22 protein-coding genes and 1 pseudogene are annotated in these 15,884 nt (G+C 41.4%); all 23 read left to right on the plus strand.

Translation table 11 applies throughout. The annotated features are described in order from the left end of the window. Positions 1–33 precede the first annotated feature (33 nt). The 23 genes and pseudogenes from IPJ09_12965 (at position 34) to IPJ09_13075 (ending at position 15,757) form a co-directional block, all read left to right on the plus strand. Positions 34–246: a type II toxin-antitoxin system HicB family antitoxin gene (locus tag IPJ09_12965; protein MBK7372328.1), complete on the plus strand. Its 213-nt coding sequence runs from the start codon at positions 34–36 to the stop codon at positions 244–246. A 118-nt stretch (positions 247–364) separates the two neighbouring features. Then, positions 365–781 (plus strand): hypothetical protein, encoded by a 417-nt coding sequence (locus IPJ09_12970; protein MBK7372329.1) that lies wholly within the window; start codon positions 365–367, stop codon positions 779–781. Further along, positions 778–1,197, plus strand: coding sequence for a DUF86 domain-containing protein (locus IPJ09_12975; GenBank protein ID MBK7372330.1), 420 nt, complete (start codon positions 778–780; stop codon positions 1,195–1,197). Before IPJ09_12970 ends, IPJ09_12975 begins: the two co-directional genes overlap by 4 nt. 105 nt (positions 1,198–1,302) lie before the next feature. Further along, positions 1,303–1,794, plus strand: coding sequence for an N-acetyltransferase (locus IPJ09_12980; GenBank protein MBK7372331.1), 492 nt, complete (start codon positions 1,303–1,305; stop codon positions 1,792–1,794). A 710-nt stretch (positions 1,795–2,504) separates the two neighbouring features. Further along, positions 2,505–2,927, plus strand: a complete 423-nt coding sequence (locus IPJ09_12985; protein ID MBK7372332.1) for a GxxExxY protein — start codon at positions 2,505–2,507, stop codon at positions 2,925–2,927. Positions 2,928–3,310: 383 nt separating this feature from the next. Next, entirely contained in the window at positions 3,311–5,101 is a 1,791-nt protein-coding gene (gene asnB, locus IPJ09_12990; protein ID MBK7372333.1) for an asparagine synthase (glutamine-hydrolyzing), read from the plus strand. Positions 5,102–5,110: 9 nt separating this feature from the next. Continuing rightward, positions 5,111–5,923, plus strand: a complete 813-nt coding sequence (locus IPJ09_12995) for a Fic family protein (protein MBK7372334.1) — start codon at positions 5,111–5,113, stop codon at positions 5,921–5,923. Positions 5,924–6,206: 283 nt separating this feature from the next. Then, a complete protein-coding gene (locus IPJ09_13000) occupies positions 6,207–6,464 on the plus strand; it encodes a DUF4258 domain-containing protein (protein MBK7372335.1) in 258 nt (85 codons plus the stop codon). Continuing rightward, complete coding sequence (locus IPJ09_13005; GenBank protein ID MBK7372336.1) at positions 6,461–6,655, plus strand: DUF2283 domain-containing protein; 195 nt, start codon at positions 6,461–6,463, stop codon at positions 6,653–6,655. The genes IPJ09_13000 and IPJ09_13005 overlap by 4 nt, the downstream gene beginning before the upstream one ends. Positions 6,656–7,168: 513 nt before the next feature. Then, entirely contained in the window at positions 7,169–7,387 is a 219-nt protein-coding gene (locus IPJ09_13010) for a hypothetical protein (protein ID MBK7372337.1), read from the plus strand. Positions 7,388–7,437: 50 nt separating this feature from the next. After that, complete coding sequence (locus IPJ09_13015) at positions 7,438–7,749, plus strand: type II toxin-antitoxin system VapC family toxin (GenBank protein MBK7372338.1); 312 nt, start codon at positions 7,438–7,440, stop codon at positions 7,747–7,749. A gap of 247 nt (positions 7,750–7,996) precedes the next feature. After that, positions 7,997–8,866: an ABC transporter permease gene (locus IPJ09_13020; protein ID MBK7372339.1), complete on the plus strand. Its 870-nt coding sequence runs from the start codon at positions 7,997–7,999 to the stop codon at positions 8,864–8,866. Between the two features lie 209 nt (positions 8,867–9,075). Then, positions 9,076–9,579, plus strand: a complete 504-nt coding sequence (locus IPJ09_13025; protein ID MBK7372340.1) for a hypothetical protein — start codon at positions 9,076–9,078, stop codon at positions 9,577–9,579. Between the two features lie 53 nt (positions 9,580–9,632). Then, entirely contained in the window at positions 9,633–9,878 is a 246-nt protein-coding gene (locus IPJ09_13030; protein ID MBK7372341.1) for a hypothetical protein, read from the plus strand. Between the two features lie 276 nt (positions 9,879–10,154). Further along, positions 10,155–10,841, plus strand: a complete 687-nt coding sequence (locus IPJ09_13035) for an NAD-dependent epimerase/dehydratase family protein (GenBank protein MBK7372342.1) — start codon at positions 10,155–10,157, stop codon at positions 10,839–10,841. A gap of 183 nt (positions 10,842–11,024) precedes the next feature. Then, positions 11,025–11,561, plus strand: coding sequence for a hypothetical protein (locus IPJ09_13040; GenBank protein ID MBK7372343.1), 537 nt, complete (start codon positions 11,025–11,027; stop codon positions 11,559–11,561). Beyond that, entirely contained in the window at positions 11,519–12,169 is a 651-nt protein-coding gene (locus IPJ09_13045) for a hypothetical protein (GenBank protein ID MBK7372344.1), read from the plus strand. Before IPJ09_13040 ends, IPJ09_13045 begins: the two co-directional genes overlap by 43 nt. Continuing rightward, entirely contained in the window at positions 12,169–13,110 is a 942-nt protein-coding gene (locus tag IPJ09_13050) for a hypothetical protein (GenBank protein MBK7372345.1), read from the plus strand. The genes IPJ09_13045 and IPJ09_13050 overlap by 1 nt, the downstream gene beginning before the upstream one ends. Before the next feature lie 123 nt (positions 13,111–13,233). Further along, the gene (locus tag IPJ09_13055) at positions 13,234–13,680 is read left to right on the plus strand and encodes a hypothetical protein (protein ID MBK7372346.1); all 447 of its coding nucleotides are present in this window, start codon (positions 13,234–13,236) and stop codon (positions 13,678–13,680) included. A 74-nt stretch (positions 13,681–13,754) separates the two neighbouring features. Further along, positions 13,755–13,898 carry a hypothetical protein gene (locus IPJ09_13060; GenBank protein MBK7372347.1) on the plus strand — a complete coding sequence of 48 codons (144 nt, stop codon included), beginning with the start codon at positions 13,755–13,757 and terminating at the stop codon, positions 13,896–13,898. A 33-nt stretch (positions 13,899–13,931) separates the two neighbouring features. Next, positions 13,932–14,660 (plus strand): GDP-mannose 4,6-dehydratase, encoded by a 729-nt coding sequence (locus tag IPJ09_13065; protein MBK7372348.1) that lies wholly within the window; start codon positions 13,932–13,934, stop codon positions 14,658–14,660. Continuing rightward, on the plus strand, positions 14,626–14,928 hold the full coding sequence (locus IPJ09_13070; GenBank protein MBK7372349.1) for a GDP-mannose 4,6-dehydratase: 303 nt from the start codon (positions 14,626–14,628) through the stop codon (positions 14,926–14,928). Before IPJ09_13065 ends, IPJ09_13070 begins: the two co-directional genes overlap by 35 nt. Further along, positions 14,925–15,757, plus strand: a pseudogene (locus IPJ09_13075) (ABC transporter ATP-binding protein). Before IPJ09_13070 ends, IPJ09_13075 begins: the two are co-directional and overlap by 4 nt. Positions 15,758–15,884 lie beyond the last annotated feature (127 nt).

The raw sequence follows: 15,884 nt of genomic DNA on the forward strand, positions 1-15,884 counted from the left end.
AATGACAAAAGCCAATAAATTAACTTATTGATCATGAATCATAAATATGAAATAATTATTTATTGGAGCAAGGAAGATTCAAAATACCTGGCTGAAATACCAGAACTTTCCGGAGCAATGGCTGATGGTGATAGTTATCAAGAGGCGCTACTCCATGCCGAAATTATTATTAATGAATGGATTGAAACAGCTCATCAAATCGGCAGAGTTATCCCTGAACCTAAAGGCAAATTAATCTTTGCGTAAACTTTTTATAAACTTGCAATGAGGTTAATTCCGAATCTAATAAAAATGTGCTGAGGATAAAAGCAGGCAAAAACTATAAAATTAATACCTCTGATTACACGACCCTAACAATTCACAATTGATAGACTTCACACCCATCATATCCTACCTCTCACAGCGACCTGATATCACTTTCGCCTACGTATTTGGATCGGTCCTGACTGAGTATTTTATCGAAGGCAAATCTGATATTGATCTGGCAATCATGGGAGCAGATAAAGAATTTACCTTTTATGATCTTCAGGAGATGGCTATGGATATCTCGGACCTATTACCCGGCCACCCTGAGGTAGATATGGTAGACCTGATGACAGACGCACCTGTCCTGATTCATCAAATTATGGAGCACGGTCAGCCTTTGTTTGTCAAAGACGAATTAGTTCACGACCTTTTCTATTGCACTCAATCCAGTAAATTCATCGACCACCAAGCATGGAGCAAACAATTTGATGATGTATTAAGAGAAGGAATATTGACCAAAAGTGATCCCCAATGATTCCTGTTGTAGCCAAACAAAAGATTTCGATTATACATAATTGTATTCAGCAAATAAAACTGACTACCAATATGGATCCTTCCATGCTGGATAGCCAATTGATTCAGGATGCGTTTGTATTAAATGTTCAGAGGAGTGTCCAAGCTACTATAGATCTGGCTTCCTGGGTATGCAAAAATAAAAAATTGGGCATCCCGGATACGTATAGAAAAAGTTTCGAATTACTTTTTGAAAACAAATTAATTGATGAAGCCATGTATGCTTCCCTAAAGTCCATGTGTGGATTCAGGAATATCGCCATTCATGAATATCGAAAACTAAATAAAGAAATACTAAAAGCCATTCTGTCGAAGCACTTGATTGATCTGGAACTATTTTATAAAGTCGTCCTGCATCATTATGATCAAGAGAAATAATCTTTTTCATTGAACCCATCCACTACAACCATTCATCCAACTGCCATCATTGACCCCGGCGCCAGCATCGGTGAAGGCACGAAGATCTGGCACTTCTCGCATGTCATGCCCGACAGCATTATTGGCAAAAATTGTTCTCTTGGGCAGAATGTGGTGATGATGTCCGGAGCCAGCCTGGGCGACAATGTCAAAGTACAAAACAATGTCAGTATATATACCGGGGTCCATTGCGAAGACGATGTATTCCTCGGCCCATCGATGGTATTTACCAATGTGATCAATCCGCGCAGCACTATCGTCCGCAAGCATGAGTACAAAACCACGTATGTCCGCAAGGGAGCGACCATCGGCGCCAATGCCACCATCGTTTGTGGAATAGAAATCGGAGAATATGCCTTTATCGGGGCAGGCGCGGTCGTAACTAAGCATGTTCCAGCTTATGCACTAGTGATGGGTAATCCTGCCAGGCAGACGGGTTGGATGAGTAGGAATGGATATAAGTTGAAATTTGATGAGAATGGGATTGGTGTTTGTCCTGAGAGTGGAGAAACCTACGTATTAAAGGATGGTTATGTCAATTTGGTCAATTTAGGCTGATGAATGAAATTGCCAGAATTATAGTATTGAATTGGAAATCACTTCGTGATTTATTTGAATCACAAAGAGCATAAAGAAGACATAGAACACAGAGATCGATTAAAAAATTCGAAAAACGAATTCAATAATCTAGTACTCTACAAATGAATCACAAAGGACACATAGGACACAAAGGGACACAAAGGGAACCACATTCAATACATTGTGAACCCATTGTTTAAAAAACTGCTAAGTGACGCAGGTAATTCAATTATCTATTTCTCTGCAAATGAATCTGCAAACTCAAAACAACCTCCTTTGAGTCGATTGGACATCTGTGATTTATTTAAATCACAAAGGACACAGAGTGAACCTCTTTCAATACTCTAGAACTCTACTAATGACAACTCCAAACTCAAACCAACCTCCTTTGTGCCCTTTGTACCTCTGTGTCCTATGTGTTTAAAAAAATTCGCAAAGCGAATTCAATTATCTATACTCTACCAATGAATCACAAAGGACACATAGGACACATAGGACACAAAGTGAACCGCATTCAATACTTTTTGACCCATATGTTTAAAAAATTCGCAAAGCGAATTCAATTATCTAGAACTCTACTAATGACTACTCCAAACTCAAATCAATTTTCTTTGTGCCCTATGTTCCTCTATGCCCTCTATGCTTAAAAAATTCGCAAAGCGAATTCAATTACCCAGAACCCTACCTAAATGAAGCCGGGCCTTACCAAAAAATACCTGGACGATCTCACTTATGAAATATTGGGAGCTGCCATCGAAGTTCATAAATGCCTCGGGCCCGGGCTCTTGGAGAGTATCTATCACAAATGCATGAAGCATGAATTGACTCTGCGCGGTATTGAGTTTAAATCAGAAATGCCCGTCCCTATAATTTTTAAAGATTTTTTTTCAATTACTGATCTACGGTGTGATTTATTTGTGGACGATTGTATTTTGACTGAATTAAAGGCAATGGATGTAATTCCTCCCGTGCACGCAGTAAAAGCTTTATCCTACATGAAGTTTTTAAATTCTCCAAAAGGGATCATGATCAACTTCAATGTAATTAATATAACTAAAGAAGGAAAAAAGACTTTTGTAAACGAATTGTATAGATCGCTACCCGATGATTAACCAACATTCAATTCAATTTTCCTTTGTGCCCTATGTTCCTCTGTGTCCTATGTGCTTAAAAAATTCGCAAAGCGAATTCCATGTATAGAACACTCCGCCATGAATAACCACCCTTCAATCCAATTGTCCTCTGTGTCCTATATCCCTATGGCTTAAAAAAATTCGCAAAGCGAATTCCATGTGCAGAACACTCTCTTATGAATAACCAATATTCAAGTCAATTTTCCTTTGTGCCCTATGTACCTCTGTGTCCTATATGCTTAAAAAATTCGCAAAGCGAATTCCATGTATAGAACACTCCGCCATGAATAACCACCCTTCAATCCAATTGTCCTCTGTGTCCTATATCCCTATGTGCTTAAAAAATTCGCAAAGCGAATTCCATGTGCAGAATAACCGGCTTCATATCACCCACCTTTAACCAGTCCGACCTCACCCGCATGCGCGACTCCATGCACCGCGGAGGCCCCGACGACGCTGGCATCTATCATGACCCGGCTCAACATGTATTCCTCGGTCATCGCAGACTAGCCCTTATCGATCTATCACCTGCAGGACATCAACCTATGACAGAAGCTACAGGCAGATTGCAGATCGTATATAATGGAGAAATCTATAATTTCAAAGAAATAAAGTCAGAGCTGATATCCCTTGGAAGATCTTTTCACTCACTATCCGATACAGAAGTCATCTTACAATCCTACCTCCAGTGGGGCACCAATTGTTTTGATCGTTTCAATGGTATGTTTGCTTTGGCTTTGTATGATAAGCTGGAAAATAAATTGATCCTTGCCAGAGACCACGCCGGGATCAAACCACTATATTATTCCATTCAAAAAGATCAAATCTACTTCGCATCAGAGATCAAAGCATTCAAAGCGCTGAAGCCCGGCTGGAAAGAAAGATCAGACTGGAAAGTGTATTTTCTTGCATTCGGGCATTTGCCCGAACCGATCACTACTTTGGAAGATGTGGTCCCCTTACCCAAAGGAACATTTCTCGAATACAACCTGGAGGATAAAAAACACACTGTTAAAAGGTATTACCATTACACACATACTGCTTATACTCAGCATAAACCCGAAGAAATCTTTGACGAACTAAGAACGGTATTAAAAGCAGCAGTCCAGCGACATTTAATTTCAGATGCACCGATAGGATTATTTTTAAGTGGTGGCATAGATTCCAGCTTATTGACATTATTGGCACAGCCACATTTGGGCAACCATCTGAAGACGCTATCTATTTATTTTTCCGAGGAAAAGTATTCTGAGAAAAAATACCAGGACATCACCATCAAAAAGACCGGCGCCCATCACCAATCATTTTTGGTGACCGCTCAAGTGTTTAATCATTCATTGCCCGATGCTTTGAGTGCGATGGATCAGCCTACCACGGATGGGATCAACAGTTATTTCATTTCAAAGTATGCGCATGAGTACGGCCTTACCGCAGTGCTTTCCGGCATCGGTGCTGACGAATTATTTGGAGGCTATCCCTCGATTAAAATGTCTGCATGGAAAACAGCCTTACAAAAACTACCCAGCAGTATTCTTTCCTTATCATCCCATGCCCAAGCAGATCGTTTTAAAAAAATCGCTTATTTAACTCATTCATCCAGCACCTACGATTATTTATTCTACCGTGGACTTCATGATACGCTTACCATCAGCGATATATTGGATATGGACGAGAGCGAAGTCATCCACAAACTCGATGCCATTCACCCCATCCACTGGAATGGGGAGACACCCAAAGAAAAAGCCTCTGACATCGAGTACCATCTGTATATGCAGAATCAACTGCTGCGGGATGCTGACTTTATGAGTATGTGGCATGCCCTGGAGATCAGGGTTCCATTCCTGGATAAAAATGTGATCGCCCTGGCCAGATCCTTACCTCCCGCTTTGCGATTCAGCGATGTCAAGCCTAAGTATGCACTCACTGAGGCTTTTAAAGATATACTTCCCATAGAGATATGGAACAGACCTAAACAGGGATTTACCTTTCCATTTGCCATGTGGATGAAGGAAAGTGAGCTCGCGAAACCCACTAATAAAAAAGAAGAAAAATATTTTCAGCAGTTTGAATCAGGTAAAATGAGCTGGAGCAGGTATTGGGGGATGAAGCTGTGTGGATTTAATTTTGTTAACTCAAACACATTCAATAATTAGCACAAAGCGATGACATCATTTGATAACATCCTTTCATTAATCGACACCTATAAGTCTCTTGGTTTAACCGAGGTCATTGATTACAATAAGTTTAATCATTATGCCATCACGCATCATTCTACGGTTATTGAGGGAAGTTCATTGTCTGAGACGGAGACCAGGCTGCTCCTGGATGAGGACATTACGCCAAAAGGCAAGCCTTTAACTGATAGCCTGATGACCAAAGATCACTATTCAGCACTCCAATATGTATTAAACGCAGCTGAACAAAAAGTCCCAGTGGCAGAAGCCTTTATTAAAAATATCAATGCTCAAGTACTGAAAAGCACCGGAGCTATTTATAATACTGCTCTAGGCACCGTAGATAGTAGCAGCGGCGAGTATAGACTAAATAATGTGAGAGCCGGCCATCGATATTTCGTAAACTATGTCAAAGTACCACAACTTGTGACAGAATTTTGTCATAAAGTTCAAAGTCAGATGGAACATTCAGCCTCCATCGAAGATCAGTTGTATCTCTCTTTCGATGCACACTTTGATTTAGTCAGTATACATTCTTTTTATGATGGCAACGGGAGGACCGCAAGATTGTTAATGAATTTTATCCAGAGTTATTTCAGCTTGCCGCTGGGCATCGTATTCAAAGAAGATAAATCAGAATATTTTGATGCCTTGGAAGCTTCCAGGAAAGATGAGTCACTTAGTCCATTTAGAACATTCATGTTGAATCAATTTCAAAAATTCATTAGCAACGAAATAGAAGGATTTCAATCGATTAAGAAAGAACCAAATAAAGGCAAAGGTTATTCATTTGTTTTTTGAATTTACTAACCATCGAGATCACTTCTTAGCTTTAACCAATAAAACCACTAAGAAGCTGCCTATCCTCAGGAAGGCACCTATAAAACTTTCTTAGTGCCTGCCTGACGGTAGGCAGGCACTTAGCCTGCAAGGCGGTGGTTACAGCGTCCGAATACAAAGAATTTAGTCGGTAAGTTGGAGTGGAGTGGAAATGCTTTGAAAGACCAAAAAAGACTTCGTAAGCAATGGGGCGGTACTAAATATTGGCGAAAACCCGCAACCAAATAAGAATATTAATAGTATCATGCCATCAGATACAAAATTATCAAAACATGCCTTAGAGCAAATGGAGGCGAGAGGCATTTCATATTCAAATGTAATGCAGACTATTAAAGAGCCGGATTCAATAGTCGAAGAATCTGTTAATGAGAGAGTTTATCAAAAATTGATTACGTTTGAAAATCAGAAAACCTATTTGATAAGAGTAATCATAAATCCAGCAGTAATGCCTAATTTAGTACTTACAGTATATCGAACTTCAAAAATCAATAAATATTTATGAAAGTAAAATATGACAAGGAAACCGATATCCTTTATATCAAATTATCAGAGGATAAGGTAGCAGAATCGGATGAAAGCAGGAAAGGCATCATACTGGATTACTCCGAGGAAAATTTATTAGTTGGAATTGAAATTTTAAATGCGTCTAAATCTAGTATTCAACCTTCCAAAGTTGAATATGAAGTGGCTTGACCTTGAGTAACCACAGAAACCATTGAAACCACCGCCTTGCAGGCTAAGATCACTAAGAAGCACTAAGAATTTAGAAAATAGTAATTCCCTTAGTGCCTGCCTGACTGTAGGCATGTTCCTCAGTGCTCAAAAAAACTTAGTGCCCTTAGTGCCCTTATATGTTTGTTATTTGAAAATAGTGGTAAAAAAGTGGTAACCGAACAAATAATCATCACCCCCGACTTCATGTTGAATCAATTTCAAAAATTCATTAGCAACGAAATAGAAGGATTTCAATCGATTAAGAAAGAACCAAATAAAGGCAAAGGTTATTCATTTGTTTTTTGAATTTACTAACCATCGAGATCACTTCTTATCTTTAACCAATAAAACCACTAAGAAGCTGCCTATCCTCAGGAAGGCACCTATAAAACTTTCTAAGTGCCTGCCTGACGGTAGGCAGGCACTTAGCCTGCAAGGCGGTGGTTACAGCGTCCGAATACAAAGAATTTAAATTAATAGTAACTTAGTCACATGCATACCATTACAACGACCCAGAAAACATCCAAAAAAGGTAAGCTTACAGTAGATGCAGATACTCCCTTTTTAAATGAAGAAGTAGAAGTATTGATTGTAATAAGTAAAAAGCCCGATCCAAAACCCTTTGATTTCAAAGACTTAGTCGGTAAGTTGGAGTGGAGTGGAAATGCATTGAAGGAGCAAAAGAGACTTCGTAAGGAATGGGGAGATTAATTATATTAGACACTAATGCAGTAGTTGCTTTATTATAAAGCAATCAAAAAATGCTTGAATATGTTCAAAAGGCTGACTCAATAGGTATTTCGGTAATCACTCAAATCGAATTTTTAGCTTTTAGCAACTTGTCTGAACACGATGCCAAATTGTTTGAAAAATTCATTTCTAGAATAGATGTATATGATATTCTATCTTTTGATTCGAATATGATCCAAAAAATCATTGAAATAAGAAAAACAAATAAAGTAAGACTACCAGACGCGATTATAGCTGCTACAGCAATGCTAATTAATGCCACATTAATCACTGCTGATAGATCTTTTAGAAAAATTAATGGATTGGAAATAGTAAGCTTTTGAATATGGTAAATGATTTAACCACAAATATCCTGTCTACCGTCAGGCAGGCACTAAGTTACACTAAGAAAAATTATAGATAAAACCTTAGTGTCCTTAGTGCCCTCAGTGGTTAAAAAACCTTAGTGCCCCTCAGTGTCCTTAGTGGTTAAAAAAAAATTAGTGGTAAAAAACCTTAGTGCCTGCCTTACGGTAGGCAGGCCCCTCAGTGTCCTTAGTGGTTGAGAAAAAAAATTAGTGTTTCAAAAAAATTAGTGGTAAAAAAGTGGTCACCGAACAAATAATCATTACCCCCGATTCAGTTGAAAAAAACTACTGGCGCGACCTATGGCGTTTCCGGGAGCTCTTCTATATCCTCTCCTGGCGCGACCTCAAAGTGCGGTACAAACAGACGGCACTCGGTGTAGCCTGGTCAGTGATCAGGCCGGTACTCACGACTATTATATTTTACGTAGTCTTTAACCGGATAGCCAAATTGCCCACTCCGGGCACAGCCCCATACATGCTGATGATCTTTGCAGGTATGGTGCCCTGGCAGTTTTTTAGTAATGCCCTCAGCGAGGCCAGCAATAGCCTGGTGGGCAATTCCAACCTGATCTCTAAAGTGTATTTTCCCCGCATGATTATCCCGGCGAGTTCGGTGATTACTTCCATGGTCGATCTTTTGATCTCGCTCGGCATCATGGTGATTATGTTTGTCATCTATCAGTTTTTGCCAGGCTGGCATGTGATCTTTTTACCTGTATTTATTTTGATCGCCTTCATCGCTTCTTTCGGCATTGGTTTATACATCACAGCCCTCAATGTCAAGTACCGCGACTTTAGATATATCATTCCTTTTATCATCCAGTTTGGTTTGTATGTCACCCCGGTAGGATTCAGTAGCAGTGTAGTGCCTGCAGAATATAGGTTACTCTATGCACTCAACCCGATGGTAGGAGTTATCGATGGATTCAGATGGTGTTTATTAGGAGAGCAGATGTATTGGCCGGGATTCTGGATATCGATGGCAGTATGTGTATTGTTTTTGTGGGTTGGAGTGAGGCATTTCCGGAAGACGGAGAAGAGTTTTGCGGATGTAATTTATGATGGAACCACTAAGAGCACTGAGGGTCACTAAGGAATCTAAATTCATTTTTTTCTTATTGAATCTACAGTCGGCGCCTTAGTGGTGAAAAAATTACTCAGTGTACCTAAGTGTCCTCAGTGGTTCAAAAAAATAACCAGTGTCCGTTGATCAAAATGTAGTTCAGTAACATGGCCTAGTGGAAATAAAAAAACCTAAGGAAAAAACTTATGTATCATGAGATTCGGGACAAATCAAACAAGGTGAAAACTGACATTGAATTTAAAACAGGTGTCTTCGGATGCAGGGAATTATTAAGATTATTCCAACAATCCGGCATGTTTCATTTTGACCTTACAGCCATTACTAAGTCTGGCTTGAATGATCTGGACTTTAGTAAACTTCAGCGCTATTTTGAACGATATGATATAGATTTTAATGCAGAGGATAATAAAAAGCAACTATTAATCAATACAGATATCATTACAGAAGAAGGCGAAATGACCGTAGCCGGAAATCTTCTGTTTGGGATCAATCCCCAGCGATGGTTGCCAAATGCCTCTATATCATTTGCACATTTTCATGGGAATCATATCACTTCTGAGTTAATCGATAAAAAAAATATTGAAGGCACCCTGGATAATCAAGTGGATAATCTGATAAGAATTATTCAAAATAATCTGATCAAAGGATCCGATATCATTGGATCTAAAACAGTTGATCTTAAACCATACTATCCCGATAAGGTTTTAGGGAATTATGCGTAAATGCTTGCATCCATAGAAATTATTCAATTGATGGTAGCAGAATTCGTGTATTTATGTTTTCTGATCGTCTGGAGTTTTATAGCCCGGGCAGGCTACCCAATACCGTCACTATTCCTAAAATGATGAGTGGTGTATCCTATAGTAATAATCCGGTCATTTTAAAATTTATGGAAAATCTCAGATATGTGGATAAACTGGGCAGAGGGATCCCTATGGTGCTGCAAGAATCCATTAAATTAGGGAAAAAACTGATGCTGGAAGAAATCGGGGAGGAGTTTAAGGTGACTTTGGAATTATGAAGTTTATTGATACTTTGAATGAAACCATTGAAACCACTAAAAACCATTGAAACCGCTAAAACCACTAAAACCACTAAGGTCACTAAGGTCACTAAGAGTATTTAAGTCAAATTTGAAAATTTCCTTAGTGTTCCTTAGTGAACTTAGTGGTTAAAAAACTTACTTGGTGCCTGCCTGACGGTAGGCAGGTTCCTTAGTGAACTTAACCTGCAAGGCGGTGGTTCAAAAAAAGTACTCAGTTTTCCTGTGGTTCAAAAAAAGCCTTAGTAGTTTAAGATGATCATAGGTCATGGTATGATTGCACGTGCATTTGCAGGATATGCAGATGATCCATCCAATATTATTTTTGCTTCCGGTGTATCCAATTCAAGTGAAAATGATCAACTTCAATTTAATAGAGAGAAACAACTTCTGATTGATACCATAGATCAAATGGACCAGGGCAGACTGATCTATTTTAGCAGTTTTAGTGTCACCCTCAAAAACTCTCCCTACACAGCACACAAGTTGAAGATGGAAGACCTCATCCGCAGTAGTAAAAAAGATTATCTGATCTGCAGGGTTACCAATGTAGTAGGCACCTCTCACAATCCAAATACTTTATTAAACTATCTCGTCAATCGGATTTCGAATCATATGATCGTATACATGCAATATAAATGTGTACGCAACCTCATTGATATAGATGACCTCTATATTATCGTTTCCGATATTTTAAGCCGAGCTTTGTATTCCAACCAAATCATCAATATCGGCTATCCCTATTCTTACAGGGTACCTGAGATTATATCGGAGATCGAGTCTTTTCTGCACAAAAAAGCCAATATTGTTTTTTCCGATGTAGAAGAAAATCAGCCAGGAGAGGATATCGATTTGGGGGATATTCCTTCCTTTAAACAAGTAGATAAAAATGTATATCTCCACTCATTATTACATAAATATTATTCCTCGCCGGCCTCATGATGAAACTCGAATTGTCAGCAGGGATCAAATGGGGTTTATTGATCAGTTGGATATTTTCACTGATGTGTTCTAACACGGTAGGTCAGTCCAGCTCCGCTTCCAAAGAGCATCGGGTGAAATGAAAATAGACCCCGCCACCGGGTATCTGCATATATCGAATGGTTTACTGGGCATCATAATCCCATGGAAACTTTTAAGCTGACCCTCGCACGAGGACAAAAATCAATCACCATCTTGGAAGAGACGGATTTCGATATATTTTATGCTTTTAAGATTAGCAATGGATTACATCCGGACAGAGCACGGTACCGTGGCTGGAATGCTCAATCCAAAGAATACGGATACAGTCCGGATGGCACTGTATATAATAATGCTAATTTATTGTCCGGAAGTGTAGATGCGACAGTAGACTTGACTTATAACAGGACTTTTTATTACCCTCAACTGTCGTTATGGGACCAGGCAGGGGCCGAGCAAAATACTGGCCGATACTGGATGGTATTCAATAGCCATCAAACCCGATCTAATCTTTTTGGCTTTTATCAAGGCAAACCCAAATTATTGATCGGTGCCAGGCTTAGCGGACCACAGTTAATCACCCGCCAGCAAGATGACATCAATAAAGAACCAGCCTGTGCCGATATCGGTGTAACTATTCCCGCCGCACCGGAGATAATATGTGGTTTCCACACAAACGCTACGAATGGAATATATTTATAAGTAATACAGATGATGTACGGGATCCCACACAGGATCAGCCCATCATGAAAGAGCTCAATATGAGATCCTCCCTGGGTTCAACCATCCGGCAGAAGAGTGAAAAAAAGATCCTGCTCAATCCCTCGTTTTACCAATGTGCCATTTTTATGCCGGCGGCAGAAGTGCAGGAGATGATTCGCCGTACCAAGGCAGACTATAGTTATTATACCCATCTGATGCAGATGGATGGTTCGTATCGGTCTATCTGGGATGCGTGGCGATTCAAAGATTCAGCCAGGGCCATCATCGATCGGCTGGTGGCTACCCGGGAGGACTTGGTCAAAAATTATGAGACCGGAGACGGCACCTTCCAACTGAACACCAGGTATTGGTATGGAGTCCGCAATTTTAAGATCATGACCATGACGGTGGCAGGACTATTTGCTGACCGATCTATCCTGCTGACCGCCAAAGAAAGGACCAGCCTGGAGCAATTGGTAGGTATGCTCGCCCGTATCGTCTGGGATGATAATAATGTGCCCATCATTGACTCTGCCGGAGTCAATATGGGCCGGCTAATATGGTGTTCCAATACCAAAATTCAGGGCGTTATTTTTTCGCTCTGCTGATGAGCAAAGACCCGGAGTTTGCAGCCAGGACAGTTGCGATCAAAAAGCGGCTTACAGAAGAAATCGAAAAAGGCATCTTTGCCAATGGATCCAGTTTTGGCAGCCCGCATTATACCCAGACCGGGATAGATCCGATCTGGTTTACCCTGCTTCAGATCAAACAAGCCGGCCTGGGCAATATGTTTTCCCAACCCCTGATCAAAAAATACGCAGTTTTTCTGACCAGTCTGCTCACCCCACCCTCCGCGAGGTTTAATCTCAATCGCAAACTGATCAGTTTTGGGGATGGCTCGGAGGAAAGCGCCGGAAGTTTTGGCCTGCTCGCCACCGGGCTCAAAGATATAGACCCGGCACTTTCCCGGACACTTTTGAGCCTGTATTACAATGGACCCCCTACCTATATATTTGCCGGCCCGGCGCCTTTGGCCATCTCCAGTACCTATCAGCCGCCGGCGACTCAAATCACCCTGACGGATTGTTCGTACAATGGATATGTCACCCACTTCCGGCTAGGTGCCAACCATCGCCTCGAGAGCGCACTGTGGGTATTGAATGGGGATACTTTTTATGATCACCGGGGGGATGATCGGGGTGAGGTGGCGATATATGCACTCGGCGCTCCATTATCATTGAGCAGTAGCAGTTTTTATATGCCCATGCAGCAGGCGCCCATATCCGATCGATGGTGGTACCCTCGTCCAGGTTTCCGGATTGGGCAGGAGCAGATCAGCCGATCGATGATGGGGTCGGGTGGGACTGCCTGGGGTATAAGTAAACAGGTCGAATTCGTATCCTTTAATAATGCAGCTTATTCCCTTATCGAGATGTCCAATTCGGACAGCGGCACCTGGACCAGGAAAATCCTGGAGATCCACCTCAATGATTCGGTGCCGATCTATGTTTTTACGATTCGGTATCCACGCCTGCGGTCTGGAGTATGATGATGATGTCCGACGGCCCTGTGCTTACGCCGGCCGGCCCCTGGCTCCCGGTCAAAAAATGCATAATAATGTCGACCTCAAACAATTACCCACTGGCACCCTGGCAAAACCTCTGAGCTCCGGATGGAACCAATTCAAATTCAACGGACAGCCCTGGCGCAAACATCCCTACGGGGTATTGACTGGAACTTGTATACCTGGTCCCCGGGGGCCTCTCAGTTTAGCCTGGCACATTGGGGTACTACCTGGCAGAATGACAATGAAGTGATCGACTATAAAAAATCCAATCTCACAGATTATACAGAAGAACAGCAGATCCTTCGTCTCAGGATCACCGCTCCGGTCACCAATGTGCTTTGTCCTTATCTTAAAGGGGAGGACCTCACTCACCGGATACAGATCTCTGAGTCTAATGAATGGAGCTATCGGATCGGTGGTACGCAGCTGCTCCTTTATCCGGGTGCCTATCAGCTCACCAGGTCAGATACGACCTGGTATGGATGGTTTGGCAGGGCTGACCATGCAGCCATGCGGGACCAGATCACTGCTAAGGGAGGCAGCCTGAATTAAAACGATTTGGCAGACAGATCTACTGCTATATCCAGGGACTCAGTGGCGCCCGGACTATATATTTTCCTTTCAAAGTGAGTACACCGGCATATCAGCAGGGTGTCGTATTCAAACCTACCGGCTCAGGGACCAATGTCACCATGGAGTACAAATCTTCCGGCCTGGACCAGGCTCCTGGCAAAAAACAATATAAGGTCTTTCATTTTGTCCAAAGTTGAGACTGATTTTTTAAATAATAGTATGCCTAAACCTTGAAAACTGCGATCATCACCGGTATTGGTGGCCAGGACGGGGCCTATCTCGCGCAGCATTTATTGCAGCAGGGCTATCGGGTGGTAGGCACGACGAGGTCGGTGGCCACATTTGAGGATTATCGGCTCCGCTATCTCGGCATCCATCTATCGGTCGAAATCATCCGCTTGCGGGAAGTCAATATTTCTGCCATGGCGGACCTGTTATTTACTTACCAACCCGATGAAGTATATAATCTTACAGCCCAGAGCAGTGTAGCCGCTTCATTTAAAGATCCGTTTGATACCATAGAGTACAATGTCCTTACTGTATTGGCCTGGGTCAAAGCTATATCTGATTATGCTCCGCATACCCGATTTTACCAGGCTTCCAGCAGTGAGATGTTTGGCAATATTTCACCGGAGGTACTTCCTTTAAAAGAAAATGTCATCTTTCATCCTGCCAGTCCCTATGGTATCTCCAAAGCTACCGCCCATTGGATAGCTGTCAATTACCGGGAGTCACATCAGCTGTATTGTGCCTGTGGTATCTTGTTCAATCATGAATCTCCCCTCCGGGGTTTTGCTTATGTCATCAAGAAAATACTCAGCCACCTGGTCACGATCCATCGGACCGGCATCGACCGACCCCTGCTGGTGGGCAATACCAGTATTAAAAAGAGATTGGGGTTATGCACCCGAGTATGTCAAAGCCATGCATCTCGTATTGCAACAGGCCGGCTCAGATGACTATTTGATCTGTTCCGGCAATGTTTGGACCCTGGATGAGTTTATAGAGGCTGCTTGTTTACGATTAGATCTGGACCGCGACGGCATTATCCGGCATGACTCTGCACTATACCGTCCCAACGAACTACTGGCTATTTACGGTGATCCATCCAAAGCCAAGTCCTTGCTGGGCTGGCAATATAATCTCACTAACCTGCAACTCCTGGATTTATTGATCCGGGACGAAATCCATTTTCAGGAATGGCAGGAATCGAATCCATCCAAATGAGTACCAAGCCCATCATTGAGGTAGAACATCTATCCAAAAAGTTTATCATTTCCCATGAAGCCCCCCAAAGCTATCGGTCCATGCGGGATGCTATGACGGAAAAAATCTTATCAATCATTCCATCAAAAAAACAAAAAGCCGCTTCCACCTCAGAAGAGTTTTGGGCATTGAAGGATGTCAATTTTACCGTCCATGCCGGTGACAGAATAGGGATCATTGGTCGCAATGGAGCGGGCAAAAGTACTTTACTGAAGATTCTCAGCAGGATCACACCACCATCAAAGGGTAAAATAAGTATCAGGGCAGAGTGGCGAGTTTATTGGAAGTGGGCACCGGCTTCCATCCTGAATTGACTGGAAGAGAAAATATTTTCTTAAATGGTGCTATCCTGGGTATGAGCAGATCGGAGATTCAAAGAAAATTTGACGAAGTAGTAGATTTTGCAGAAGTTGAAAAATTTTTGGACACGCCTGTTAAAAGATATTCTGCGGGTATGTACGTGCGCCTGGCTTTTGCTGTAGCTGCTCACTTGGAGCCTGAAATCCTGATAGTAGATGAAGTACTGGCAGTGGGCGATGCACAGTTTCAAAAAAAATGCCTGGGAAAAATGGAGGATGTCAGTAGGAATGAAGGGAGGACAGTACTGTTTGTAAGTCATAATATTGCTGCCGTAAAAACATTTTGCAATAAGGGAATATTGCTTGTTACAGGAAAATTAGAAAAATTTGATGAAATAGACTCAATTATAGCAGTTTATCAAGACTTTCAGAATATAAATTCAACCTACATTTACGATAAAAATGATGTTATCGAAAAGGATCTGATCTAATAAATGTAATTTCATTCAATGTATTGCGTCTTATGGAAGTGATATAATATTTCCTCTGGTATAAAATTTTTGGTAATATTTTATTGCAATATAGAAAACATTAATTTAGATATTACTTTTGAATTAA

Source organism: Saprospiraceae bacterium (assembly GCA_016709995.1).
Lineage (GTDB): Bacteria > Bacteroidota > Bacteroidia > Chitinophagales > Saprospiraceae > JADJLQ01.